The 25,660-nt window shown below is 71.1% G+C and carries 24 protein-coding genes and 1 tRNA gene; 18 read left to right on the forward strand and 7 right to left on the reverse strand.

Translation table 11 applies throughout. The annotated features are described in order from the left end of the window. Window positions 1–36: 36 nt before the first annotated feature. Genes IPJ78_15220 through IPJ78_15230 form a run of 3 tightly spaced genes read right to left on the reverse strand, consistent with a single transcriptional unit; the run spans window position 37 to window position 3,500 of the window. Window positions 37–1,320 (reverse strand): amidohydrolase family protein, encoded by a 1,284-nt coding sequence (locus tag IPJ78_15220; GenBank protein ID MBK7907893.1) that lies wholly within the window; start codon window positions 1,318–1,320, stop codon window positions 37–39. Next, window positions 1,320–2,771 (reverse strand): amidohydrolase family protein, encoded by a 1,452-nt coding sequence (locus tag IPJ78_15225; GenBank protein ID MBK7907894.1) that lies wholly within the window; start codon window positions 2,769–2,771, stop codon window positions 1,320–1,322. The genes IPJ78_15220 and IPJ78_15225 overlap by 1 nt, the downstream gene beginning before the upstream one ends. 39 nt (window positions 2,772–2,810) lie before the next feature. Continuing rightward, window positions 2,811–3,500: a glycerophosphodiester phosphodiesterase gene (locus tag IPJ78_15230; GenBank protein ID MBK7907895.1), complete on the reverse strand. Its 690-nt coding sequence runs from the start codon at window positions 3,498–3,500 to the stop codon at window positions 2,811–2,813. Between the two features lie 49 nt (window positions 3,501–3,549). On the opposite strand from IPJ78_15230, the gene IPJ78_15235 reads away from it, so the two are divergent. From IPJ78_15235 to IPJ78_15245, 3 genes are read left to right on the forward strand one after another with little or no spacing between them, the layout of a single operon-like run. Next, window positions 3,550–4,107: an RNA polymerase sigma factor gene (locus IPJ78_15235; GenBank protein MBK7907896.1), complete on the forward strand. Its 558-nt coding sequence runs from the start codon at window positions 3,550–3,552 to the stop codon at window positions 4,105–4,107. Continuing rightward, window positions 4,100–4,702 (forward strand): zf-HC2 domain-containing protein, encoded by a 603-nt coding sequence (locus tag IPJ78_15240; protein ID MBK7907897.1) that lies wholly within the window; start codon window positions 4,100–4,102, stop codon window positions 4,700–4,702. The genes IPJ78_15235 and IPJ78_15240 overlap by 8 nt, the downstream gene beginning before the upstream one ends. Continuing rightward, on the forward strand, window positions 4,702–5,307 hold the full coding sequence (locus tag IPJ78_15245) for a hypothetical protein (protein ID MBK7907898.1): 606 nt from the start codon (window positions 4,702–4,704) through the stop codon (window positions 5,305–5,307). Before IPJ78_15240 ends, IPJ78_15245 begins: the two co-directional genes overlap by 1 nt. On the opposite strand, the gene IPJ78_15250 is transcribed toward IPJ78_15245, so the two are convergent. Both IPJ78_15250 and IPJ78_15255 read right to left on the reverse strand, forming a co-directional pair. Next, entirely contained in the window at window positions 5,267–7,915 is a 2,649-nt protein-coding gene (locus tag IPJ78_15250) for a response regulator (protein ID MBK7907899.1), read from the reverse strand. The genes IPJ78_15245 and IPJ78_15250 overlap by 41 nt on opposite strands. Continuing rightward, complete coding sequence (locus IPJ78_15255) at window positions 7,908–9,098, reverse strand: ABC transporter substrate-binding protein (GenBank protein ID MBK7907900.1); 1,191 nt, start codon at window positions 9,096–9,098, stop codon at window positions 7,908–7,910. Before IPJ78_15255 ends, IPJ78_15250 begins: the two co-directional genes overlap by 8 nt. Before the next feature lie 74 nt (window positions 9,099–9,172). On the opposite strand from IPJ78_15255, the gene IPJ78_15260 reads away from it, so the two are divergent. Next, a tRNA-Leu gene (locus IPJ78_15260) sits at window positions 9,173–9,256 on the forward strand. Between the two features lie 42 nt (window positions 9,257–9,298). On the opposite strand, the gene IPJ78_15265 is transcribed toward IPJ78_15260, so the two are convergent. Next, entirely contained in the window at window positions 9,299–10,150 is an 852-nt protein-coding gene (locus tag IPJ78_15265) for a M48 family metallopeptidase (GenBank protein MBK7907901.1), read from the reverse strand. Continuing rightward, complete coding sequence (locus IPJ78_15270; GenBank protein MBK7907902.1) at window positions 10,147–10,536, reverse strand: DUF983 domain-containing protein; 390 nt, start codon at window positions 10,534–10,536, stop codon at window positions 10,147–10,149. Before IPJ78_15270 ends, IPJ78_15265 begins: the two co-directional genes overlap by 4 nt. A gap of 54 nt (window positions 10,537–10,590) precedes the next feature. Between IPJ78_15270 and IPJ78_15275 the strand changes: the two genes are divergently transcribed. The 14 genes from IPJ78_15275 to IPJ78_15340 all read left to right on the forward strand — a co-directional run bounded on the left by IPJ78_15275 (window position 10,591) and on the right by IPJ78_15340 (window position 25,659). After that, entirely contained in the window at window positions 10,591–11,760 is a 1,170-nt protein-coding gene (locus IPJ78_15275) for an aminotransferase class V-fold PLP-dependent enzyme (protein MBK7907903.1), read from the forward strand. Beyond that, on the forward strand, window positions 11,757–12,731 hold the full coding sequence (locus IPJ78_15280) for a D-glycerate dehydrogenase (GenBank protein ID MBK7907904.1): 975 nt from the start codon (window positions 11,757–11,759) through the stop codon (window positions 12,729–12,731). The genes IPJ78_15275 and IPJ78_15280 overlap by 4 nt, the downstream gene beginning before the upstream one ends. Before the next feature lie 88 nt (window positions 12,732–12,819). Beyond that, entirely contained in the window at window positions 12,820–14,064 is a 1,245-nt protein-coding gene (gene icd / locus IPJ78_15285) for an NADP-dependent isocitrate dehydrogenase (protein MBK7907905.1), read from the forward strand. Next, entirely contained in the window at window positions 14,064–15,539 is a 1,476-nt protein-coding gene (locus IPJ78_15290) for a leucyl aminopeptidase (GenBank protein ID MBK7907906.1), read from the forward strand. The genes icd and IPJ78_15290 overlap by 1 nt, the downstream gene beginning before the upstream one ends. A gap of 128 nt (window positions 15,540–15,667) precedes the next feature. Then, a complete protein-coding gene (locus tag IPJ78_15295) occupies window positions 15,668–17,356 on the forward strand; it encodes a hypothetical protein (protein ID MBK7907907.1) in 1,689 nt (562 codons plus the stop codon). Between the two features lie 61 nt (window positions 17,357–17,417). Continuing rightward, window positions 17,418–18,287, forward strand: a complete 870-nt coding sequence (locus IPJ78_15300; GenBank protein ID MBK7907908.1) for a YicC family protein — start codon at window positions 17,418–17,420, stop codon at window positions 18,285–18,287. 23 nt (window positions 18,288–18,310) lie between these two features. Beyond that, a complete protein-coding gene (gene gmk, locus IPJ78_15305; protein ID MBK7907909.1) occupies window positions 18,311–18,940 on the forward strand; it encodes a guanylate kinase in 630 nt (209 codons plus the stop codon). Between the two features lie 117 nt (window positions 18,941–19,057). Then, window positions 19,058–19,273, forward strand: coding sequence for a DNA-directed RNA polymerase subunit omega (locus IPJ78_15310; GenBank protein MBK7907910.1), 216 nt, complete (start codon window positions 19,058–19,060; stop codon window positions 19,271–19,273). A 24-nt stretch (window positions 19,274–19,297) separates the two neighbouring features. After that, window positions 19,298–20,503: a bifunctional phosphopantothenoylcysteine decarboxylase/phosphopantothenate--cysteine ligase CoaBC gene (coaBC, locus tag IPJ78_15315; GenBank protein MBK7907911.1), complete on the forward strand. Its 1,206-nt coding sequence runs from the start codon at window positions 19,298–19,300 to the stop codon at window positions 20,501–20,503. Continuing rightward, complete coding sequence (locus IPJ78_15320; GenBank protein MBK7907912.1) at window positions 20,500–21,456, forward strand: uracil-DNA glycosylase; 957 nt, start codon at window positions 20,500–20,502, stop codon at window positions 21,454–21,456. The genes coaBC and IPJ78_15320 overlap by 4 nt, the downstream gene beginning before the upstream one ends. Continuing rightward, complete coding sequence (gene dnaB / locus IPJ78_15325) at window positions 21,419–22,864, forward strand: replicative DNA helicase (protein ID MBK7907913.1); 1,446 nt, start codon at window positions 21,419–21,421, stop codon at window positions 22,862–22,864. The genes IPJ78_15320 and dnaB overlap by 38 nt, the downstream gene beginning before the upstream one ends. 10 nt (window positions 22,865–22,874) lie before the next feature. After that, window positions 22,875–24,275 carry a DNA repair protein RadA gene (radA, locus tag IPJ78_15330; GenBank protein ID MBK7907914.1) on the forward strand — a complete coding sequence of 467 codons (1,401 nt, stop codon included), beginning with the start codon at window positions 22,875–22,877 and terminating at the stop codon, window positions 24,273–24,275. Beyond that, window positions 24,272–24,988: a 2-C-methyl-D-erythritol 4-phosphate cytidylyltransferase gene (gene ispD / locus IPJ78_15335; GenBank protein ID MBK7907915.1), complete on the forward strand. Its 717-nt coding sequence runs from the start codon at window positions 24,272–24,274 to the stop codon at window positions 24,986–24,988. Before radA ends, ispD begins: the two co-directional genes overlap by 4 nt. Before the next feature lie 2 nt (window positions 24,989–24,990). Continuing rightward, complete coding sequence (locus IPJ78_15340) at window positions 24,991–25,659, forward strand: threonylcarbamoyl-AMP synthase (GenBank protein ID MBK7907916.1); 669 nt, start codon at window positions 24,991–24,993, stop codon at window positions 25,657–25,659. The last annotated feature ends 1 nt before the right edge of the window (window position 25,660 follow it).

Here is a 25,660-nt window from a genome sequence, read left to right on the forward strand (position 1 = left end):
CAGCGAGGGGGCGTTCTGTCTTTCCGCCGTCGGCTCTCAGGGACGCCGATACGCGGGTGGCAGTGTCAGGTACCGCTCCGTCAACTGCTGTTGGCGGCTCTTCGTCGCGAACGTACGCCCGCGCACGAACACTTGCTCCGCGACCGACCCGAACTCGAACGGATCGCCGCTCCAGACGACCACGTTGGCATCGCGGCCGACGGCGATCGCCCCGATCTGGTCCGCCACCCCCAGCACCTCCGCGGGCGTCAACGTGATCGCCCGCAGCGCCTCCTCCCAGGTCAGGCCGTAGGCGACCGCGTTCCCGGCCTCCTGCCGCATGTTGCGCACATTGAAGTCGCCCGGACCACCGGGCCCGTTGCCGATGAGCACCACCGTCACGCCCGCGGCGCGCAGCAGGGCGGCGGTCTCCTGCCGCTGGCCGAGGGACGCGAAGTCACCCGGGATGTTGCTCATCGCACCCGTGAAGACCGGCACCCGCGCGGCGGCGATCTCCTTCGCCACGATCCACGACTCGGCGCCGCCGACGATCCACAGGCGCAGCTTGTACTCGCTGGCGAAGGCCAGCGCCGCCAGGATGTCCGACGCGCGATCGACGCTCAGCGCGAGCGGCAGCTGCCCGGTGACGACCGGGATGAGCGCCTCGAGTTCGCTCCGCGGCGCGGCGAGTTCGCGCGAGTTCCCCATCTCGTACGCCGCGCGGCGCGTCTGGTATGCCTTCACATCGTCGAGCAGCGTGCGCCACTTGGCCCAGTACTCGGCGCGGGCCCCAGCCTCCCCGTTCCCCGGGTTGCCGAAGTCCCCCACCATCCCCGCGGGCCCCTTCCGGAGCATCTCGGTCGGCGTCGTCGCATCGATGAGGTCGATCAGCGCCATCCGCCCGGCCACCATGCCGCTGCCGGGTGCGACGACCACCGACGTCACCCCTTCGTGCCGCGCCGGGATGATGAAGGTGTTCGCGGGGTTCAGGCCCTTCCAGGCGTCGAAGGACGCATTGATCCCGTGCGCGCCGCGTGCGCCGCCGTCGTTGTAGCCGCCGGAGAACTGCGGGTCGCCCGCCTCGCTCAGTCCGAGCGTGGTCGCGGCATTGATGAAGCCGGGGGTCACCCACTTGCCGCGCGCGTCGATGCGGCGCGCGTCGGCGGGGATCGCGACGTCGGCGCCGACGGCGACGACCTTGCCATCGCGGATGAGCACGGTGCCGTTCTCGATCCGTGGACCGCTGACGGGATGCACGGTGCCCCCGATGATGGCGACCGTCTGCGCGCGCGCGGTGGAGGCGGCGAGGGCGAGCGAGAGGACCCACAGGTGCGCGCGCATCAGCGGATCCCCCCGGCGTTCGGCACGTAGCCGAGTTCGAAGTCGGTGCGCCACTGCTGGGTCGCGTCGGCGCGGTCGTAGAGCATCGCGCCATCGATCCACACCTTCTCGGCGCGCGTGTACACGGAGAACGGATGGCCCGACCAGAGGACGAGATCCGCGTTCTTGCCTACTTCGAGCGAGCCGGTCACGCGCTCGATGCCCAGGGCCCATGCGGCGTTGATGGTGATCCAGCGGATCGCGTCCTCGTCGGAGATGGCCAGGCCGATCGCGCGCGCCGCGGCGAGCGACTTGGCCGCCTCCTGGTTGAGCCGCTGCGAGTAGGACGCATCGTCGGAGTGGACGATGGTGCGCGCGCCGGCGACGTGCACGAGGCCGACGTTGGTCTTCACCCCGTCGAGCGCTTCCATCTTGAACCCACCCCAGTCGGACCAGATGGACGCCGAGATGCCCTCGCGCGCGAGGATGTCCGCGATCTTGTACGCCTCGACGCCGTGGTGGAAGGAGCGGATGCGGTAGCCGAACTCCTTCGCGATGTCGATCATCTGCATCATCTCATCGGCCTGGTAGCAGTGATTGTGCACCAGGATGTTGCCACGCAGGACCTCGGCGAGCGTCTCGTTGTTGAGGTCCCGCGTCGGTGGGTCGCCTTCGGGCTTCGCGAGCCACGCATCCCATCGCCGACGATATGCATCGGCGCCGATCCAGGCGGCGCGGTACCCCGCGGCGTTCGCCATTCGCGTGGAGGGGCCGCGGCTTGCGTAGACGCGCTTCGGGTTCTCGCCGCACGCCATCTTGAGCCCGTACGGCGCACCAGGGAACTTCATCCCCTGCGCCGAGCGCGACGGCACGACCTTGAGGGTCACGCTGCGGCCGCCGATGAGGTTCGCGGAGCCGGGGAGCACCTGGATGGTCGTGGTCCCACCGGCGAGGTCGCGAGGGAACTGCGGGTCCTGCGGCCAGACCGAGTGCTCGGCCCAGACATGGGCGGTCACGGGGGCGGTCGCCTCGTTCCCGTCCTGGTGCGCGGCGGTGTTGGGCGAAGGATAGACGCCGAGATGGGAGTGCGTGTCGATGAGCCCCGGCGTGACGTACTTCCCCTGGCCATCGATGACGATCGCATCCGCCGGTGCATTCACGCTCGCGCCGACGGCGGCGACCTTGCCGTCCACCATGAGGACGGCGCCGTTCCGGATGAGGGGTCCGGCCGCCGTGAGGATATTCACGTTCCGGATGACCGTCGGCCGCGACGGGAACGGCGTGTAGGTGCTCGGGAACGGATCGGCGTTGGGCCGTGAGAAGGCGCCCGCGGGGAGCGCGGCTGCCGGGCGTTCCGCGGCGGCTGCCGGGGCCGTGGCGGCGGGAACCGGGGCCTGCGCCGGCGTGGTGACGGCGGGTGCACTGGCGCACCCGCCGACGGTGAGCGCGAGCAGGAGTCTCGTGGGACGCATCAGTTGGAGCTCCTCGAGCGAGGGAGTGAGGGGCTGAAGCTACGGGCGGAGGGTCTCTCGGGCGAGGGCGACGTCGTCGGTGCAGATCGCATCGACACCCCACGCGGCGAAGCGCCGCATCTGCGCCGCGTCATTCACCGTCCAGGCGACGACCCGACGTCCCTCGGCGTGCGCCGCGCGCACGAAGGGCTCGTCGATGAAGTCGCGATGGCGCCAGAGGTCGCGCGCGTCCATCGGACGTGCCGCGGCGGTCGGATCGACCGGATAGCTGACCTCGAGGACCCCGCGGGCGACCGACGGATCGAGGGCTGCCGCCTGGGCGACGAGGCGGTGGTCGAAGCAATGGACCGCGCTGCGATCCACCCGGTGCGTCCCGGCTGCGCGGTCGGTCGCGATGATGGCGAGGGCGCCGGGTACCGTGTCGCCGCCCTTGAGCTCCACATAGAGGCGGAGCCGGTCCCTGACCGCGGCGAACACCTCCGCGAGGGTGGGGATGGCCTCCCCCCGGACCCGCAGTGCCGCGACCTGTGCGGCGGTCAAGCCGCTGATGGCGCCCGCCCCGGCGATCTCGGGGTCGTGGTGGACCACGATCACCCCGTCCGCGGTGCGGTGGACGTCGAGCTCCGCCGCGTCGGCTCCGAGCTCCACTGCCCGGGCGAAGGCGGCGAGGGTATTCTCCGGGCGTTCGCGGGAGGCGCCCCGGTGCGCCACGATCTCAGGTCTGGTCACCCCGCAATCTTAACGCCGGTGCGGTGCCGGCGTCTCATCGGGTGAACGCATGGGCGATCCCACCACCAGGACCCTCGACGCGACGGATGCGGAGCTGATCGCCCGGTGGCAAAGGGGCGACCAGCGGTCCGCGGGCGCCCTGGTGGAACGGCACGCCCAACCCTTGGCCCGCTTCGCGGCGAGCCTCGGTGAACGGGACGGGATCGACGAGCTGGTGCAGGACACGTTCGTGCGGGCGTTCCAGTCGCTGGACAGCTTTCGCGCCGACAGTTCGTTGCGGACCTGGTTGTTCACGATCTGCAAGCGCCTCGTGCTCGACCGGAAACGGAGCGAACGACGACGAAAGGACAGCGTCGAACTCGACGAAGGGCACGCCGTCGTGGGGTACGACGCCCTGGACGGGCTGGTGGCCGAGGAGACGGCACAGCGGGTGCAAGCTGCGGTGGGGCGGTTGACCCCGATGCAACGCGAGGTCTTCACGTTGCGGGTGACGGAGGGGATGGCGTACAACGACATCGCGAAGGTGGTGGAGAGCACGGAAGGCGCCTGCCGGGTGCATTACCACAACGCGATGCGGATCATCAAGGAGCACTTGAGCGATGACTGACTGCCTGAACGAGACGATGCGCGACCGGTTGCCGGAGTTGGCCCATGGCAGGCTGTCGCCGGCAGACGCGGCCGCGTTGCGCGCGCACGTCGCGGATTGCGCGGCCTGCACGGCCGACCTCGCGGTGCTGGAGACCTCGCGGCTGGTGCTCTCGGCGCGTGCGCCGAAGGTCGATGTGGCGGCGATCACGCGTGCGGTGACCGGAACGCCCGTCCTCCGCGTCGAGCGCGGGGGCGCGACGGCGGCGGCGCCCCGGGCGAACGCCGCGCCGCAGACGCCGGTCTGGCGCTCGCGTCAGTTCCTCGCGGCCGCGGCCTCGCTGCTCATCGTCGTGTCGCTGACCATCCCGGCGCTCGGCCGCGGCGGGCCGGATGCGGTGGCGCCGGTGGGGGGCGATACGATCCGGGCGGTCGTGGCGGACACCCCGCCGGCGCCGGCCGGTCCGTCCAGTCTCGCCGTGAGCGAAGGACTCGTCGACCTCTCGAGCGACGATCTCTCGATCCTGCTCGCCGAACTCGAGCGGGTGGAGGCTACGGTGAACGCGGAGCCGTCCACCTTGCGTCAGCCGATCGTCGACACGCCGGAGGCGTACTGATGCGCACCGCATGGCGGTCCCTCATCCTCGCGGGTGTACTGGCGGTGGGCCTCGCCGCTCCCGCGCTCCATGCCCAGGAGCCGACGCCTCCGCCGCCGGCCGAACGCGACCTGCTCGAACAGCGCGTGCGGCAGCGCATGGCGCAGGTGATCCAGCGTCAGGTGGGGCTCACCGATGCGCAGATGCGCAAGCTCGGCGTGGCGAACCGGAAGTTCGAGCAGCAACAGCGCGACCTGTTCGTGCGCGAGCGGCAGGTGCGGCTCGGCATCCGGGACGAACTCGAGCTGGCCGACACGTCGCGACAGGCGCAGGTCTCGCGGCTGATCGACCAGATGCTTCAGATCCAGCGGCAGCGTGTGGACCTGCTCGAGGCGGAACAGCGCGAACTCGCGACCTTCATGACGCCGCAGCAGCGCGCGCGGTACTTCGGGATGCAGGAGCAGATCCGCCGACGCGTGGAGGAGATGCGCGATCAGGGTGGCCGACCGGGACCGGGCGGGGAGGGCGCGGCCCCCGGTGGTGTCCGGCGTCCCGGCGGCGCGCTCGGGCCGCCGGGGGGCGGGATCAGAGGAGGAGTTCGTCGACCGCCCGCAGGAGCATCTTGATCCCGAAGGGCTTCTGCAGGTAGCGCACGCGCGGGTCGGAGGCGATGCCGGGGGCGCTCGATTCGGCGTAGCCGCTGGCGATGATGACGGGCAGGTCGGGCCGCCGCTCGCGCAGACGCGAGAGGACCTCCATGCCGCCGAGCCCGGGCATCGTGAGGTCGAGCACGACGAGGGCGACCTGCGCGCGATGGGCATCGAAGATCGCGAGCCCCTCCTCGCCATCGGGTGCCTCGAGGACCACGAACCCGCGTCGCTCCATCCCGCGCCGCGCCACGCGCCGCAGTGACTCCTCGTCGTCGATGACGAGCACGGTCGCGCCGGCAGCCTGCACCTCGCCGGAGCCGCGGCCGGGCGGGCGCGATCCTGGTGGCATCGCGGCGGGGAGACGGATGTCGAAGCGCGTGCCCTCGCCCGGCGCACTGTGCAGCTCGAGCTGTCCCTCAGCCGAGCGGATGATGCCCATGACGGCGCTGAGCCCGAGCCCGCGCCCTGAGCGCTTGGTGGTGTAGAAGGGTTCGAAGATCCGCCGCCGGACCTCCGCGGGCATGCCTGCGCCGTCGTCGGCGACCGAGAAGTGGATCCATCCCGCGCCGTGCTCCGAGCGCTCCCACCGCGCGGCGAGTCGCACCGTGCCGGAACGATCGCCGATGGCCTCGGCGGCGTTCGTGAGGAGATTGAGCGCCACCTGCGACAGCTGCGAGGGGTCGATCTCGACCCAGAGGGGCTCCAGCATCGGCTCGGTGATGAACGCCACCTTCTTCGGCTGTGCGGCGCGCACGAGGGCGACGATGTCGATTAGGACGTCACGGATGTCGATGACATCGCGCCGGAGGCTGGCGCGGCCGGCATACGCGAGCATCTGCCGCGTGAGGTCGGCCGCGCGCCGTGCGGCCGCGGTGATCTGCTCGAGCGCGGTGCGCGCGGCCTCACGGTCGTCGAGCATGTCGAGCGCGAGATCGGCGTTGCCCAGCACCGCGCCGAGGATGTTGTTGAAGTCGTGCGCGATACCGCCGGCCATGATGCCGAGGCTCTCGAGCTTCTGCGCCTGCTGCACCGTCGCATCGCGCTGCCGCCGCTCCTCCTCGGCGCGGGCGCGCTCGGTGAGGTCGGTGGCGAGCAGGCCGATGGCGTACGGTTCCCGTCGCCCGTCGCGGAGCAGCACGACGGTCGCCTGCCACAGGTGCTGGTCCGCCTCACGACCGAGGATCAGCTCGATCTCGGCCGTCCGGCCGTCCGCGATGACGTCGTCGATCACGGGCATGAGGCGCGCGGCAGTCTCCGCGTCGAGGCAGTCACGGAGGGGACGTCCCTGCACGCTCCACCGCTCGCGGCCGAGCAGTGTCTCCAGCTGCGCGTTCGCGAGACGCACCGTCCCGTCGAGGCCCAGCACCCCGATGAGCACACTCGTGTTGTCCGCGAGGTCCTGGAGCAGCGAGCGGCTCGCGCGCGCCTCCTCGAGCGCGCGCTGCGTCGTGACGATCTGGGCGTTGAGTTCGCGCACGAGGTCGCGCAGGCGGCGCGTCATCGCGTTGAACCGTTCCGCGAGCCGACCGACCTCGTCCTCCGAGTCCACGGTCGCGGTGGCGCTGAAGTCGCCGTCGGCGACCTGTTCGGCCGCCGTCGCGACGGCGAGGATCGGCGCGGTCGCGCGACGCGTGATCGCGACGACGCCGAGGGTCAGGAGCAGGATCGCCGCGAGCCCGGTGGCGAGGGTGCCGAGCAGGAGCTGCCGCATCGGCGCGAACGCCGCGTCGCGGGGGGCCTCGACCACCAGCGCGAGGTCGTGTCGGGGCAGCCAGCGCCAGACGCCGAGCACCGCGCGGCCGGTATGGTCCTCGTAGAGACCGCTCCCGCGTTCGCGCGCGACGGCGCGATCGATCGCGATGCTGTGCGCGCCCCGCGGCCCGGCGCCTGCGCCGAAGCGGGTCGAGCTGAGGAACTGGTACGTGCTGTTGACGAGGAAGGCGACGATGGGCAGGGACCCGGGGCGGGTCGCGAGCACGGTGTCGACCGTCGCGAGGTCGAGGTGCGCGGCGAGCACCGCGACCGTGCGGTCGCCGGCGCGGACGGGCGTGGCCAGGCTCAGCGTCGGGGCCGCGGTCACCGAGTGGGGATAGACCGTCTGTGTGTAGGGCGCCTTCTGCCCTTCGAGGTAGAACCGCTCGGCGACGGCGAAGGCGCCCACTGAGCGGCGGGCGGTCGACGCAAGGACGCGACCGCCCGGGACGGCGAGGAGCTGGATCTCGGTCGAAGCGACGAGTTCGCCGGCGACATCGTCCAGCAGCGCCGCGATCGTGGTCGTGTCCGCTTCCGCGACCGCAGCGCGCAGGCTGGCCAGCCCCGCCGCGAAGTCCAGTCCGCGGCGCTGGCGATCGAGCCACTCGGCCAGCGAGCGCTCGTTCTCGTCGGCCACGCCCTCGAGCCGTTCGAGCACTCGTGCCCGCAGGGCCCGTTCCGCCACCTCGTACGACACCAGGGTCGCCAACGCGAGAACGGTGATGGAGACCGCGAGGAACGCCGCCGTGAGTCGCGCAGGGAGACTGCGCCGCAGGATCAGCGGCAGGCGGAACGGCCCAATCGGCCGTCTCGCGTCAGCGCCGTCAGTCATCCTGCCGCGTGACCAGCCTGAGGGTGTCGCGGCCTTCGAGAACCTCGATCACGACCGCACCACGGCGGGGCGCGCCGGGACCGTCGAACGCGAAGTGCGCGCTCGCTCCGCGGTGCGTCCCGAGGGTCCCGAGGGTGCGTGCCAGCGTGACGCCGTCGTGCGCCGCGCTGCGCGACGCGGCCGCGGCCACGAGGTGCACCGCATCGTAAGTCGCGGCTGCCGCCGTGCGCGGCGACACGACGAAGCGCTTCCGGAAGGCCTCGACGAAACGGCGTGCCTCCGGTTCGGGTGAACGATCGTCCCAGTTGGCGACGACCACGGTGCCCCGCGCGAGCGGGAGATCGACGAGGACGCCCGGGTCCCAGCTGTCACTGCCGAGGAAGCGGCCGGTGAACCCGAGCTCGCGTGCCTGGCGCACCTGGATCGAGTCGTAGCCGATGTAGTTCGGGAGGAGCAGCGCATCGGGGCGTTGCGACAACAGTCGTCGCAACTGCGGCCGGAAGTCGGTCGGCGCATCCGACGCGAAACGCTCCTCCGCGACGACGCGGCCGCCCCGCGCCTCGAATCGCGTGCGGAAGATTCGCACGATCTCCTGCCCGTACGCGCTGGCCTCGTCGGCGAGGGCGGCGACACGCCGGATGGCGAGCGAGTCGATGGCGAAGTTGGCGAGCAGCTCCGCCTGGAAGGCATCGGTGAACGCGAGGCGAAAGGCGACCTCACGGCCTTCGGTCACGCCCGGATTGGACGCCATCGGGGCGATGAAGAGCACGTTCGCCGCCTGCGCGACGCCGGCGGCCGGGGCGGCGAGTGCGCTCGTCAGCGGCGCGATGACCGCATCGACGCTGTCGATGTTGATCAACGCCGCGACGGCGGAGGCCGCGGCGTCGGGTCGCGAGGCGCTCGGCTGGACCCGCAGCGTGATCCGGTGCGCCACCCCGTTCACGATCACGCCACCGGCCGCATTGATCTCGTCGACGGCGAGTTCGGCCCCCTGCCGTCCGGGGACACCGAGGATCGGGGTCAGGGGCCCCTCGGAGAGGACCACGATGCCGATGCGCAGTTCGGGGGACTCGGTCCGGCCGCAGGCCACCGCGCTCGCGAGCAGCGACGCGGCCAGGAGTGGGGTTTGGAGGTTCGCGCGACCCGCACGACGGCGCTCGGGCGATGGGAAGGCGATGGGCATCGGATGGCAATCTACTGTCGGGTACCAGCGTGCGCCTTCAGTCGAGGCGCCCGCCGCATTACCATTCGCAGGTCGCCCGGATGGCGGAACCGGCAGACGCAGGGGACTCAAAATCCCCCGAGGGCAACCTCTTGTGGGTTCGATTCCCACTCCGGGCATCGACGGCCGCATCTCCTGATCGGGGGTGCGGCCGTCTCGCGTCAGGGCGCGGGCCGAGTCGGACCTGGCGGTGCCGGGGGCACCGAGATGCCGCGCATGAGCACCGCCCACTCCGCCTCGCTCAGGATCCGGCCCCGGGGCGCCGGCGGGAGCGCCTGCAACTGCGCGCGGATGCGCGCGATCCGCCGCTCGGGCGCGGGATGCGTCGAGATGAACTCGGGGATGTGCCCATCGCCCGCGGCCGCCTGCAGCGTCTCGAGGACACGGACCATCCCGCCCGGGTCGAGCTGGAGGCGGCGCAGCGTGGCCAGGCCCTCGTCGTCGGACTCCTCCTCCTCGCGTCGCCCATGCCCGCGCTGGACGAGTTCGCGCCCGGCGCCGGCGACCATCCCGGTGATCCCGCCGGCGTCGCCGATGACGATGGAGAGGCCGGCCGCGAGCCCGAGCTGCCGCGCGACCTGCTTCAGGGTGTGTCGCTGTCGGACATGGCCCGCCTCGTGCCCCAGCACCCCGAAGAGCTCGCTCTCATCGCGCAGGCGCGCGAGCAGGCCGGTGTGCATCACCAGCTGCCCGTCAGGGAGCGCGAAGGCGTTCACTATGCTGTCGCGGACGATCGCGATGCGATAGGTGCGCGCGTCGCCGGCGTCGGGGAGGAGCTTCGCGATGCGCTCGAGCACGGCGACGCGCTCGGGATCCACCAGCGCGTGCTGCAGCAGCGTCGAATCGGTCAGGCCGAGGGCCAGCCGCGACTCGACCTCCTGCGGCAACGCCTCGACGGCGGTGTCGGTGGCCCAACGGAGTCCCGGACCGACGACGAGGTAGAGCCCGCCGCCGACGAGGCCGAGGATGATCGCGCCACCGACGACCCACCGCCGGGTCTCGCGAGCGATCATCGGTCCGAGGCGCGTACCGGGTCGATCATCAGATCGACCGCGAGCCAGACCGTGCGCGTGAACGGATAGGTGAGGACGGGCGAGATCACCATCGCCGCCACGGCGACGTACTGCACCGCGTCCCATGGCACGTCGGGCCAGACGGCGACCAGCCACCCGAGCAGGCCGAACGCGAAGAGCAGCTCGGCGATGATCAGGTTCACCAGATAGGCGCCGACGAAGTGCCCCGGCGCGCCGCGGTCGAGGCGCAGCTGGCAACGGCCGCAGCGCGGGGCGATCTGGATCCACCAGCGGAACAGCCCGCCGCCTCCGCACTCGGGACATCGCAGCGTCAGCGCGCGGCCGAGCCGCTCGGACGACGAAGGGGCGACGGTGGGCGTGACCATGCTCGCAAGCTACATTCGACGGATCGCCGATTGTACCGTGCCTCCCACACCGCCATGCCCGGTCGCCACCACCTTTTCGTCCCTGGCCCGACCAACGTCCCGGACCGCGTCCTGCGCGCCATGCATCGCGCCCAGGAGGACCATCGGTCGAGCGCCTTCCCCGACCTCACGCACGGGGTGCTGCGCGACCTCAAGCCGGTCTTCGGGACCACCGCCGGCCGGCCCTTCGTCTTCGCCAGCACTGGCACCGGGATGTGGGAGGCGGCGCTCACGAACACGCTCGCGCCGGGGGACCGCGTGCTGGCGGCACGGTTCGGCCAGTTCTCGCACCTGTTCATCGACACCGCCGAGCGGTTGGGACTGAAGGTCGACGTGATCGATCTCGAATGGGGCGAGGCGCTCGACCCGTCGCGGGTCGCCGAAGCGCTCGTCGCCGACGCCGCGCACGCGATCCGCGCGGTGCTCCTCGTCCACAACGAGACCGCGACCGGTGTGACCAACGATGTCGCCGCCGTCCGCGAGGCGATCGATGACGCGCACCATCCCGCGCTGCTGCTCGTGGACGGGGTGAGTTCGATCGGCTCCCTCGAGTTCCGGTTCGACGAGTGGGGGGTGGACGTCGCGGTCTGCGGGTCGCAGAAGGGGTTCATGATGCCCGCGGGGCTGGGCATGCTCTGTCTCTCCCCGAAGGCGCTCGCGCGGATCGAGGCGGCGCGATTCCCGCGCGCGTACTTCGACCTCCGCCCGCAGGTCCTGCACAACGACCAGGGCTATTTCCCGTACACGCCGGCGCTCGCGCACCTGTTCGGGTTGCGGGAGGCGCTGGACATGATCGCCGAGCAGGGGATGCCGGCGATCGCGTCGCGCCACGCGCGGCTCGGCGAGGGCGTGCGTCGCGCCGTCGCGGCCTGGGGGCTCCGATTCTGCGCCCGCGACCCGGAGCGCCGCTCGAACACGGTGACGGCGATCGTTGTGCCCGAGGGGAAGGACGCGCGCCACGTGATCGATGCCGCGTACCGCCGATGGGACCTGGCGCTCGGCTCCGGCCTCGGTCGCCTCAACGGGAAGGTCTTCCGGCTCGGGCATCTCGGCGATCTCAACGAGGGGATGCTCCTCGGCGCGCTCGCGCTCACGGAGCTCGCGCTGCACGATGCGGGGGTCGCGGTGCCGTACGGTGCGGGCGTCGCGGCGGCGCAGCGATGGTACCGGGAGTCGATGCCATGAGCGAGCGCAGACCGCGCGTCGGCGTGACCCGCCGGCTTCCGTCGGCCGTCGAGGTCCTCCTGCGCCAGCGGTACGACGTGGTCCAGCACGAGTCCCCCGGACCGCTCGATGCGATGGCCCTCGTCGCGATGATGCGCGAGGTGGATGCACTGCTGCCGACCGTGACCGACGTCCTCGACGAGGCGGTGATCGGCGCCGGGCTCGGGCGCTGCTGCATGATCGCCAACTTCGGCGTGGGGGTGAACCACATCGACGTCCGGGCGGCGACGCGGGCTGGGATGACCGTCACCAACACGCCGGATGTCCTCACCGAGGACACGGCGGATCTCGCGATGGGGCTGATGCTCGCGCTGATGCGCCGGATGGGCGAGGGGGAGCGCGCGGTGCGCGCCGGGACGTGGACCGGCTGGCATCCCACGCAGTTCCTCGGGCGCCGGCTCTCGGGGAAGACCCTCGGCGTCGTCGGGCTCGGCCGGATCGGTCGTGCCGTCGCCCATCGCGCCGAACGGGGCTTCGGCATGAAGGTGCTCGCGTGGAGCCGGTCGCGGCGGCGCGGGTCCGAGGCGGGGACGCGGATCGAGCGCGTCAACCGGCTCGAGCAGCTCCTCGAGGCGAGTGACGTGGTGAGCGTGCACTGTCCGCTCGTCGCCACGACGTTCCACCTCATCGGCAAACCGCAGTTCGCGCAGATGAAGCGCGAGGCCGTGCTCATCAACACCTCGCGCGGACCGGTCGTCCACGAGTCCGCGCTCGTCGAGGCGCTCGAGACGGAGATGATCGCGGGCGCGGGTCTCGACGTCTACGAGGAGGAGCCGGCGGTGCATCCCGGTCTCGTCGGACGCGAGAACGTCGTGCTCCTTCCGCACCTCGGCAGCGCGACGGTCGAGAGCCGCCTCGCGATGGGGATGCGCGCCATCGAGAACCTCGAGGCGCACTTCGCGGGACGCGACGTGCCGGACCGCGTGAACTGACGTCGTTGTCAGGACAATTCGCCTTGCTCGCGCCCGCTCCGGCTCCCTAGCTTACGCGCATCGCACTCCCTCCACCCGTGAACCATCCATGACGACCTACAAGTACGCCACCGTTCCCGCGAAGGGCGAGAAGATCGAGGCCTCCGGCGGCACGTTCCATGTCCCCGATCAGCCGATCATCCCGTTCATCGAGGGCGATGGCACCGGGCCGGACATCTGGCGCGCCTCGGTGCGCGTGTTCGACGCGGCGGTGGAGCGCGCGTACGCGGGCAAGAAGCGGATACACTGGATGGAGGTCCTCGCCGGCGAGAAGGCGCACACGACGACGGGCGAGTGGATGCCCGCCGAATCGCTCGAGGCGGTGCGCGAGTTCAAGGTGGCGATCAAGGGCCCGCTCACGACGCCGGTCGGAGGCGGCATCCGTTCGCTCAACGTCGCGCTGCGGCAGGAGCTCGATCTCTACGCCTGCATCCGTCCGGTGCGGTACTTCGAGGGCGTCGGTGCGCCGGTGAAGCACCCCGGCAAGGTCAACATGGTGATCTTCCGCGAGAACATCGAGGATGTGTATTCGGGCATCGAGTTCAAGGCCGGCACGCCCGAGGCCGAGAAGCTGCGCGAGTTCATCGAGAAGGAGTTCGGCAAGCGGATCCGCCCGCAGTCGGCGATCGGCATCAAGCCGATGTCGGCCTTCGGCTCCAAGCGCCTCATCGAGATGGCGATCCGCTACGCGATCAAGCACCACAAGCCGTCGGTCACGATGATGCACAAGGGCAACATCATGAAGTTCACCGAGGGCGGCTTCCGCGACTGGGGCTATGAGCTCGCCAAGGAGAAGTTCGCCGGGCAGGTGGTCGCCGAGGCGGACCTCGATTCGGCGGGGAAGTCGGCGCGGGCAGACGCCGTGGTGCTCAAGGACCGGATCGCCGACTCGATGTTCCAGCAGATTCTCCTGCGCCCCGAGGAGTACTCGGTCGTCGCGACGCCGAACCTGAACGGCGATTACATCTCGGACGCGCTCGCGGCCGAGGTGGGCGGGCTCGGGATCGCGCCGGGCGGCAACGTCGGCGACGAGGCAGCGGTCTTCGAGGCCACGCACGGCACCGCCCCGAAGTATGCGGGGCTCGACAAGATCAACCCCGGCTCGGTCATCCTCTCGGGCGTCATGATGCTCGAGCACATGGGATGGGACGACGCGGCCAAACTGATCATCAGGGGCCTCGAGAAGTCGATCGCGGCCAAGACCGTCACGTACGACCTCGCGCGGCAGATGCAGGGTGCGACCGAGGTCTCCACGACCGGCTTCGGCGACGCGATCATCAAGGGGATGACCTGATGTCGCTGCAGTTCGACCTGCGCGCCGGGGATCCGGCGCGCGTCGCAACGCCGTTGCTCGTCATCGCGCTCCCGGCCGAGCCGGCGTTCCCTCGCGCGCTCGCGGCGCTCGACGCGAAGTACGGCGGTTCCCTCTCGCGTGCGGTGCGCCGGAAGGACTTCCAGGGCGGCAAGGACGAGTCGTTGCTGCTGTTCTCACCGGGCGCCGGACCGGAACGCGTGCTTCTCGTCGGCACCGGCACCGCCGAGTCGGTGAAGGGGCTGACGCGCGCTGCGGCGCTCGCCGGACGCAAAGCCAACGCGCTCGGGGTGGGCAAGCTCGTGTTCTGGGCGGAAGCGCTCGCTGGTCGCGCGCTCGAGGGTGCCACCGTGGGGTTGTCGCTCGGGGCGTGGGAGTTCAAGGAACTGCACACGCCGGCGCCGGCCGCGAAACGGCGGAAGACCCTCACCGCGGCGACGCTCTGCGTCGCCAATGTGGCGGCCTCGCGCGCGGCGCTCGCGGCGGGGGTGGCGGTGGCCGAGGGACAGCGGCTCGCACGGCGGCTCGCGATGCTGCCCGGGAACATCTGCACGCCCGACTACCTCGCGCGCACCGCGCGCGACCTGGGCAAGCGGCACAAGCTGCCCGTGAAGGTGTTCGGGCGGCGCGAGATGGCGCGCATGAAGATGGGCTCCTTTCTCGCGGTCGCGCAGGGCACGGTGCAGGACCCGAAGCTGATCGTGCTGGAGTACAAGGGCGGCCGCCGCGGCGAGGCGCCCATCGCGCTCGTCGGCAAGGGCCTCTGCTTCGATTCGGGCGGCATCTCCATCAAGCCGGCCCCGGGAATGGAGACGATGAAGTTCGACATGTGCGGGGCGGCAGGCGTCCTCGGTGCCATCGAGGCGATCGCGCGCCTCAAGCTCAAGGTCAACGTCGTCGGGCTCATCGGGTCCACCACCAACATGCTCGGCGGCGAGGCGATGAAGCCGGGTGACGTGGTGAAGGCGATGAACGGCAAGTCGATCGAGATCCAGAACACCGACGCCGAGGGACGGCTCGTCCTCGCGGACGTGCTCTGCTATGCGCAGAAGTACAAGCCGCAGGCCGTGGTCGACGCCGCGACGCTCACCGGGGCCTGCGTCGTCGCGCTCGGCAACAGCACCGTCGGCGTGATGGGGAACGACCAGGCGGTGATCGACGAGGTGCTCGCGGCCGGCACGCGCGGCGGCGAGGTGGGATGGCAACTCCCGATGTTCGAGGAGTACAAGGAACTCATCAAGTCCGATGTCGCCGACATGCGGAACATCGGAGGCCGCGGGGCGGGGACGATCACCGCCGCGCTCTTCCTGGCCGAGTTCGCCGAGGGGATGCCGTGGGTGCACCTGGATGTGGCGGGGACCGCGTACAGCGAGACCGATCTCGTCGTGATGCCGAAGGGACCGACCGGCACGCCGGTCCGCACCTTCGTGGAGTTCGTGCGCGGGAGAGCGCGCTGATCCTCCGGCTCGTCCTCGGGGCGGCGCTCCTGGCCGCCCCGCTCCGGGCGCAACGGCCGGGGCGCGACACCACGCGCGTGCCGGCGGTGCCGCCGACCGCGCCGACCGGGCTTCCGACCACCGTCCCCGTGTCCGTCGCGCCGGACACCGCGGCCGCGCGCGACACGGTCCCCAAGGACACCGTGAAGGCCCCGATCGCGGTGGCGATGCGGCCCGCGCTCCCCGAGATCCGCGGTCGGCGCACCATCTGGGACCGCGACGCGATCTTCGCGAGCGGGGCGTTCACGCTCCCCGAACTGCTCGCCCAAGTGCCCGGCGTCACGGTGTTCAACGCGGGGTTCATCGCTGCACCGACGGCGACGGCCTGGTATGGCCAGCCCGGCCGCGTGCGCGTCTTCCTCGACGGCGTGGAGCTCGACGCCATCGACCTCCGCGAGGGGAACGTGCGTGACCTCGCGGTGATCCAGCTCTGGCCGCTCGAGGAGGTCGCCGTGGAGCGCGCGGCGGGCGAGCTCCGCGTCTTCCTGCGGTCGTGGCGCGTGCGACTCACGACGGCGCAGACGCGCACCGACATCACCACGGGCTCCGAACAGACCAATCTCTACCGCGGGTTCTACGGCAAGCGGATGGAATCCGGCGGCGTGCTCCAACTCGCGGCGCAGCAGTACTCCACGACCAGCGTGCGCACCGCGGGCGATGGGGATGCCCTCGCCGCGTTCGGGCGCGTGGGCGTGGCGCGTGGGCGGTTGACCGTGGATGCCGTGGGCACGCGCTTCGGCCGCAACCGGGCGCCGACCTTCCGGAACGTCATCAGCGGGACCCTCGACAACGACGCCATCGGCGCGTTCGAAGGGACCGACGCGGTGGGGTACGTGCGGGCCGCGTGGGGTGATGCGGACAGCACGGGCTTCTGGGCGCAGGCGATCTGGGCAGGGCAGATCCAGGAACAGAGTGGCGACTCCGCGGTGGGGGGCGACACGATCCGCTCGGTGACGCAGTACGTCGCGACGGCGGGCTTCACACGGTGGGGCGCGCGGCTGTCGGCCACGGCGCGCTATCGCGTGCATGGCGGTGCCGCCGCACGCCTCGCCCCGAGCGTGCGCGGATCGTGGGAGCGGGACTGGTTCGCCGTCAGCGGGAGCGCCGAGGCCGGCGGACCCGATTCCACGCGCCGGCTCGACGCGATCGCCACCGTGACGCCCTTCTCCTGGCTCCAGTTCCTCGTCGCGCACTCCAGTCACACGCCGGACGCCTTCCCGGGATCGGTCGGGCGCGAGACGTCGCGCGCCGAGGCCGCGGTGCGCCTCTATGGGCGCTGGTTGAGCGTGGGCGCGGTCCAGCGTTCCGCGGGCACCATGCTGGGCATGCGCGTGTTCGACACGCTCTACGTGGACACGACGGTCGCCAACACCACGGGCCTCGAGGCGAGCCTCTCCGGTCGCGTCTGGGGGCCGTTCTCGTTCGAATGGCGTGGCGTCCGGTGGGCGAGCGCGCTCCCGTACACGCCGGACGTCGAGTCGCACGCCGAACTGCGGGCCACGCCGAACCTCCTCAAGAAGTTCCCCCGCGGCACGTTCGAGGTCACCGCCGGGTTCATCCACGACTACCGGGGCGGCTACATCGCGCCGGTGGGGGCGACGCTCCAGCAGACGCAGGGCGCGTCGTACGTGGGGGGCTTCCTCGAGATGCGAATCGGGACCGCGCGGATCTTCTGGTACAACCGGAACATGACGGGGAAGATCTACGAGTCCGTGCCGGGGTACTTGGCTCCACGGCTGGTGCAGCTGTACGGCCTGCGTTGGGAGTTCTGGAACTAGGTCGTCTGCTTGCCCAAGTCGTGGAGCCAGCGTAACTTATCCCGCTCTCATGATCCGTAGCATGACCGGGTTCGGAGCGGCCGAGGGGCCCGTCGGCAGCACACGCGTCAGCGTGGAGCTTCGCTCCGTCAATCACCGTTTCTTCAATCCCTCCCTCAAGCTCCCCACCGCGCTCTCGCAGTGGGAGGGTGAGGTCCGCGAGGCGTTGCGCCAGCGGATCGCGCGCGGGCACCTGACCGTCTTCGCGCGCCTCGAGCGGGCCGAGGACCAGCTCGCCGTCGTCGACGAGGAGCGCTTCCGCGCCTATGCCGCGGAGCTCAAGCGCCTCCAACAGGCCCACGGGCTCGGCGGCGAGATCGACGTGAGCGCGGTCCTGCGCATGCCGGACGTGATGCGCATGGGACGCGAGGACGACGCGCTCGGCGACGGCACGGCCGCCGAGCTGCTGGTGGTGGTGGACGCCGCCGCCAAGGCGCTGCAGGTGATGCGCGAGCAGGAAGGTGCGCGACTCGCCGGCTTCATCGCCGAGCGGTTGAGCCTGATCGAGGCAGCGGTCGGCCGATTGGCGGCCCGCGCGCCCGAGCGGACGGAGATGCAGCGGACCCGGCTGCGCGAGAACGTCGAGAAGCTCGCGGGCGGCATCGCGGTCGATCCGCAGCGGCTGGCCATGGAGATCGCGATCCTCGCCGACAAGCTCGACGTGGGCGAGGAACTCGACCGGTTCACCGCGCACATCGCGGCCTTCCGCGATGCGCTCGCCGCGAAGGATGCCGAGCCGGTCGGCAAGCGCCTCGGCTTCCTCCTGCAGGAGATGCTGCGCGAAGCGAACACCACCGGGAGCAAGGCGAACGACGCCCCCATGCTGCAGGACGTGGTGGCGATCAAGGAGGAACTCGAGCGGATCCGCGAGCAAGTGGAGAACCTCGAGTGAGCGCGGGTCCGTTCCCCATCGTGATGTCGGCACCGTCGGGCGGGGGCAAGACCACCATCGCGCGGCTGCTGCTGGAGCGGCGGACGGATGTGGGCTACTCGGTCTCGTGCACCACGCGCACCCCCCGCCCAGGGGAGGTGGACGGCGTGGATTACCACTTCCTCTCGCGGCACGACTTCGACGTGAAGGCCGCGCATGGGGAGTTCGCCGAATGGGCCGAGGTGCACGGGAACCGATACGGGACCCTCCGGAGCGCCGTCCGCGACGTGATGGCGGGCGGGAAGCACGTGATGCTCGACATCGACGTGCAAGGGGCGCGGCAGGTGACCGCCGCGTTCCCGGAGGCCCTCACGGTGTTCATCATCCCGCCGAGCGTCGAGGTGCTGGTCAGCCGCCTGATGGGGCGGAAGTCCGAGAGCGCCGAGGCCCTGGCGCTGCGACTCCGGAACGCCCGGACGGAGCTGCTCGAGGCCGAGCGGTACCAGTACGTGGTGGTCAACGACCAGCTGGAGCACGCTGTCCAGGAGGTCCACCGCATCATCGACGAGGAGTCGGTCCGGCGGGAGCGGCTGCCGGCGCTCGGGGAAGACGTGGAGCGGCTGATCGCCCACCTCGTGGACGGGCTGCAGACGAGGGGGCAGGAAGGAGGCTGAAGGGGGTAGGGACTGGGGGTGCAAGGTGCTAGGTTTAGCGTAAGGTTTCGCCGTAGTCAGGAATCCGGGGGAGGGCGTTCTGCCTTCCGCCGTCTGCCATCCGCCATCGGGGTTCTCATGCAGGTCTTCACGCCGTCCGAAGTCACCAAGCACGCGACCAACAAGTACCTCTCGGTGCTGGTGGCCGCGAAGTACGCCCGTGTGTTGAACGAGTTCCCGCGCGACCGCTCGAAGTCGGGCGAGAAGAAGCTCACGACCCGCGCGCTCGAGGACCTCTCCGGGGGCGACATCGAGTACCGCGTGGTCCCGCGCCGCCGCCCCAAGGGCGAGTAACCTCGGCCGGCGCGGAGGTCCTCCGTGCGGCCCTTTGACGGGCGGCGGATCCTCCTCGGCGTGACCGGGGGGATCGCCAGCTACAAGTCGGCCTGGCTCGCTCGCCTGCTCACGCAGGCCGGCGCCCAGGTCGATGTCGTCTTGACGCGTTCGGCCCGCGAGTTCATCGGCGCGGTGACGTTCGAGGCGCTCACCGGGCGGCCGGTGCGCAGCGTCCTCATCGGCGACGGGCATGCCCTCGACCACATCACGCTCGCCAAGAGCGCCGAGCTGGTGATCGTCGCGCCCGCGACGGCGGACTTCCTCGCCCGCGTGGCCCACGGACACGCCGACGAACTGCTCTCGGCCTGCCTCCTCGCCACCGAGGCCCCGGTGCTGCTCGCGCCGGCGATGAACGACAAGATGTGGGCGGCCGCCGCGGTGCAGGCCAACTGCGCGACGCTCCGCGCGCAGGGGAAGGTCATCATCGATCCCGGCATCGGCCCGCTCGCGTCGCCGGACGAGGGCGCCGGGCAGGGCCGCATGCAGGAGCCCGAGACGATCGTCGCGCATGCGGCGCGCCTCCTGGAGACCCGCGGCAAGCTGTACGGCAAGCGCGTCGTGGTGACGGCCGGCCCCACGCGGGAGCCCCTCGATCCGGTGCGGTTCCTCTCGAACCATTCCACCGGCAAGATGGGCGTGGCGCTCGCCTCGGCCGCCTGGCGCCGCGGCGCCGAGGTCATCGTCGTCCACGGTCCGATGAGCGCCAGGCTGCCCGCCGACGGGATCTGCTCAAAGGCGGTCGAGACCACCGACGAGATGGCGGCCGCCCTTCGCGCCGAACTGCCGGACGCCGATGTCCTGATCATGGCGGCGGCACCGGCCGACTTCCGCCCGGCGCAGGTCGCGGGCGCGAAGATCAAGAAGCGCGGCAATGCGCCCGATCCGATCGTGCTCGCCGAGAATCCCGACATCCTCGCGACCACCCGCGATGCACGGAAGCCGGGGATGCTCGCGGTCGGCTTCGCGCTCGAGACCGATGACCTGCTCGAGAATGCGGCGCGGAAGATCGAGAAGAAGGGCCTCGACCTCATCGTCGCCAACTCGGTGCGGGAGGCGGGCGCCGGCTTCGGCTACGACACCAACCGCGTGACGATCCTCTCGAAGGACGGCACGGCTGAGGCGAGCGAGCTGCGACCGAAGAGCGAGATCGCCGACCTCATCTTGGACCGGATCGAGGCGTTGCTGTGAACGATCCGCGCGAACGGCTCCGGCAGTACCTCGAACAGCGGCGCGAGATGGGGGAGAGCGAATTCGTGCTCGACTCGCTCTCCGTCGAGGAGGCCCTGAAGGTGCTCACGACGGGGGCGCCCCCGCCGGCCACGCCGCCGGGCCGGGCCGCCGCCCCTGCGGCGAGCGGCATGGCCGCACCGCGCGACGTGACGCCCGAGCCGCCGCGCGCCTCGCGCACTCAGGGCGTCACCGAGGACTGGCGCTCGATCGTGAGCGCCCCCGACACCCCCACCGCTGTTCCCGTGCCCAAGCCGAAGTCCGGTCGTGCCGCGCCGTCGAGCGCCGCCAGAACCACCACCGGTGCTGCCGCCGCCGAACCGTCGGCGGCGTCCGCGGGCGCCCCGGTCGATCTCTCCGGCGCGCGTACGCTCGAGGACGTCGCGAAGGTGATCGCCTCGTGCAAGGCGTGCGCGCTCTCCGCGACCGCGCTCAACCATGTGCCGGGCGAAGGAAGTCCTGACGCGAAGTTCGTCGTCGTCGGCGAGGCGCCCGGCGCGACCGAGGACGAGTTGGGCCGCCCCTTCGTTGGGAAGTCGGGGGACCTGCTCGAGAAGATCCTGGAGGCGATCGGCTTCAGGCGCGCCGACGTCTTCATCGTGAACGTGCTCAAGCACCGCCCGCCGGGGAATCGCAACCCGAGTCCAGCCGAGATCGTCGCCTGCCGCCCGTTCCTGCTGCGCCAGCTCGACCTGCTCGAACCGCGGGTCATACTCGCGCTCGGGACGTTCGCTGCGCAGACTTTGTTGGAGTCCGACGAGACGATCGGGCAGCTGCGGGGAAAGGAGCACACCTACCACGGCATCCCGCTCGTCGCTACGTACCATCCTGCCGCCTTGCTGCGGAACCCCAACTGGAAGCGCCCCGCCTGGGAAGATGTCCAGCTCGCCCGTAGAATTTTCGATCGCGCCTAGGACGGCCTCGGCCGATCCGTTCCGTGACCGCCGGCCCCCCTGGTCGGAGGACGCGGAGCGTGCCGTGCTCGCGGCCATGATCATGTCCCCCGACGCCATCGTCACGGTCTCGGAGCTCCTCACGGAGGACATGTTCTACCGCGAGGGGCATCGTCGCCTCTTCCGCGCGATGATGGGTGTGCAGGCCACCGGCGCGGTGGTCGACCCGCTCACGCTCTCCAACGAGCTCGAGCAACGGGGCGACCTCGCCGGTGCCGGCGGCAAGGAGTACATCGGCGGCCTCCTAGATGAGATCCCCACCGCGGCCAACGTCGAGCATCACTGCAAGATCGTCCGGGAGAAGGCGCTCCGGCGCCGCCTGATCGAGACGGCGACGAACCTGGTGCGCGAAGGCCATGAGAGCCCCGCAGACGCGGCCGAGCTGCTCGACCTCGCCGAGCACCGGATCCTCGAGATCAACGACCAGCGCGGATCGGAGGGGTTTGTCAAGATCAAGTCGCTCCTCTGGTCGGCGATGGAGCGGATCGAGATGCTGCGCACGGCGGGCGGCAACCTCACCGGCGTGCCGAGCGGCTTCACCGACCTCGACAAGATGACGCTCGGCTTCCAGCCGGCCGATCTCGTCATCGTCGCGGCGCGTCCGTCGATGGGCAAGACGGCCTTCGTGCTGAACATCGCGCAATACGCCGCCATCGAAGGCAACGTTCCGACGGCGATCTTCTCGCTGGAAATGAGTACTGAATCCCTGCTGATGCGCATGCTCGCCTCGGAGGGATATGTGGATGCTCAACGCCTGCGGTCCGGCGCGCTGACCGCGCAGGACGCCTCGAACCTCGCCAAGGCGGCGGCCCTTTTGGGGCAGGCGCCGATCTGGATCGACGACACGCCGGGCCTCAGCGTGCTCGAGGTGCGGTCCCGGGCGCGCCGCCTAAAGAGCACGGCCGACATCAAGCTCATCATCGTGGACTACCTGCAGCTCCTCTCGGGCCCGCCCAACTCCGAGAGCCGCCAGCAGGAGGTGTCGCAGATCTCGCGGTCGCTCAAGGCGCTCGCGAAGGAGCTCGACGTGCCGGTGATCGCGCTCTCGCAGCTCTCGCGCGCCTCGGAGCAGCGTGGTGGCGAGAACCGGAAGCCGCAGCTCTCCGACCTCCGCGACTCGGGCGCGATCGAGCAGGACGCCGACGTCGTGCTGTTCATCTACCGTCCCGAGATGAACGAGCGGCCCTACGACGAGCAGGGGAACGCGCGGATGGTGCCCGGCACCACCGACGTCCCGCTCGACGGATACGCCGAGGTGATCATGGCGAAGCAGCGCAACGGCCCGACGGGCTACGTGAAGATGCACTACCGCAAGCAGCACACGCGCTTCGAGAACTGGACGGGCCGCAGCGCGCACGGCCAGGACTGAGCGGGTGGCCGTGAAGACGCGTTCCGTGTACCGCTGCACCGAGTGCGGCGGCGAGTCGCTCCGGTGGGCGGGCCAGTGCCCGACCTGTGGCGAGTGGAACACGCTCGTCGAGGAGATGGCTGCCCCGAAGGTCGCCGCGGGCAAGGGGATCGGCGCGGCGCGGCGGAAGGCCGGCTCCAGCGCGTACGGCGAGGGCGGCAACGTGATGGAGACGCCGCGCCTGCGCGACGTGCAGGGCTCGGAGGCGCATCGCCTCGCGACCGGGATCGCCGAGTTCGACTTCGTGCTCGGCGGCGGCGTCGTTCCGGGCGCGATGGTCCTCGTCGGCGGCGAGCCGGGGATCGGCAAGAGCACGATCCTGCTGCAGGTGGCGGCGCGGCTCGAGTCGCAGGGGCACAGCACCCTGTACGTGAGCGGCGAAGAGTCCCCCCTGCAGGTCAAGCTGCGCGCCGACCGCCTCGCGCCGGAGGCCGGTCGCGTGCAGCTCCTCGGCGAGACCAACCTCGAGACGATCCTCGCGACCGCGGCGAGCGTCCGCCCCGCGGCGATGATCGTCGACTCCATCCAGACCGTCTTCACCGGCGACCTCGAAGGGGCGCCGGGGAACGTCGGGCAGGTACGCGAGTGCGCGGCGCGGCTCATGCGCTTCGCGAAGGAGAGCGGCACCGCGGTCTTCGTGGTCGGGCATGTGACCAAGGGCGGCGGGATCGCCGGGCCCAAGACCCTCGAACACATCGTCGACACGGTGCTCTACTTCGAGGGCGAGGGCACCGCCGACCATCGCGTGCTCCGCGCGACGAAGAACCGGTTCGGGTCGGTGGACGAGATCGGCGTCTTCCGCATGACGGTGCAGGGGCTCGAGGCGGTGGAGAATCCGAGCGCGCTCTTCCTGAGCGAGCGCACCGACGCAGGCACGAGCGGCAGCGCGGTGACCTGCCTGCTCGAAGGGACGCGCCCGATGCTCCTCGAGGTGCAGGGGCTCGCGGCCAAGGCGGGGTTCGGCACGCCGCAGCGCGTGAGCACCGGCTACGACGGACGCCGCCTCGCCCTCCTGCTCGCGGTGCTCGACAAGCGCGCCGGCCTCTCGTTCGCGCAGCTCGATGTGTTCCTCAACGTCGTGGGCGGCGTGCGCATGCAGGAGCCGGCGGGCGACCTCGCGGTGGCCGCGGCACTCGCCTCGAGCGTCTACGACCGCGCGCTCCCGGCGGACGCGGTGTTCATCGGCGAGGTGGGACTGGCCGGCGAGATCCGCGCGGTCTCGCAGGCCGAGCGCCGCATCGCCGAGGCGGAGAAGATGGGGATGAAGCTCGCCTACGTCTCGGAACGCTCGGTGCCGCGGCGCGCACCCAAGTCGCTCCGCGTGCGCGGCGTGCCGGACCTCGGCGTGCTCTTCCGGGAGCTCTTCACGTGAGCGCGCCCGCACCGCGCGTCACGCGCGACGTCGGCGTGGTGATCGTCGCCGGCGGGTCCGGCAGCCGCATCGGCGGCAGCGAGCTCAAGCAGCTGCGCTGGGTCGCGGGCAAGCCGATGCTGCTGCACTCGCTGCAGACCTTCCAGAAGCGCGCCGACGTGGCGATGGTCGTCTGCGTGCTGCCGCAGCGCTATGCCGGCGATCCGCCGCCCTGGATCTTCCAGAGCGACGCGGAGCGTCTCCTGATCTCGGTGGGCGGGAAGCATCGTGCGGAGTCGGTGGCGAACGGCCTCGAGGACCTGCCGTCCGAGTGCCGGACGGTGCTCATCCACGATGCGGCGCGTCCGCTGGTGAGCGACGAGATGATCGACCGCGTCGTCGTCGAGGCGCGGAAGGGCCATGGCGCGATCGCCGCCCTCCCGGTGGTCGATACGCTCAAGCGCGTCGATGCCGAGGGGCGCATCGTCGCCACCGTGAGCCGCGACGCGCTCTGGCGCGCGCAGACGCCGCAGGGATTCCCGCGGGAGCTCATCGAGCGCGCGCACCGCGAGGCGAGGGCGAACGGCACGCACGCGACCGCCACCGATGATGCCGCGCTCTGCGAGCTGCTCGGCATCCCGGTGCATGTGGTGCGCGGGAGCGAGAAGGCGCTCAAGGTGACCGAGGAGGGCGACTTCGCGCGCGCCGAGGCCTTCCAGTCGCTGCCGGAGTAGCGGTGCCCGAGGCGCGCGGCATCCCGTTCTGGTCGCCGGAGGAAGTGGGCGCGGCCATCCCCGCGACGATCACGCACCTGCAGGAGCGCGGGATCCTCGCGTACCCCACCGAGACGGTCTACGGCTTCGGCACCATGATCGATCGCGACGCCGTGGAGCAGCTCGTGCAGCTCAAGCGACGTCCGCCGGCGAAGCCGTTCCTGCTGCTCATCAGCGACACGCCGATGCTGGCGCGCATCGGCCTGCACCTGACCCGCTCGGCGAGCATGCTGGCCGCGCGGCACTGGCCTGGGCCGCTCACGCTGGTGCTGCCGGGCGGGGAACGGCGTGTCCCCGAACGGTTGCGCGGCCCGGAGGGCGGGATCGCGGTGCGGTGGACGCCGCATGTCGGCCTGCAACGGCTCATCAGCGCGCTCGGGGACCCCATCACGAGCACGTCGGCGAACCTCCCCGGTCAGCCGGCGGCGGTGTCGAGCGGGGAGATCGTGGCGCAGTGGGCGCCGGAGATCGCCCGCGGCACCATCCGCCTCCTCGACGGCGGGCGCCTGCCGCCCTCGCCGGCGTCGACGGTGGTGGACTGCACGGGGCGCGTCGCGCGGGTCATCCGCCCCGGCGCGCTGAGCGCCGCTACATTGCGGGAGAGCGTCCCGGACCTCGTCGGAGACCTGTGAT

Source organism: Gemmatimonadota bacterium, from assembly GCA_016714015.1.
GTDB lineage: Bacteria > Gemmatimonadota > Gemmatimonadetes > Gemmatimonadales > Gemmatimonadaceae > Pseudogemmatithrix.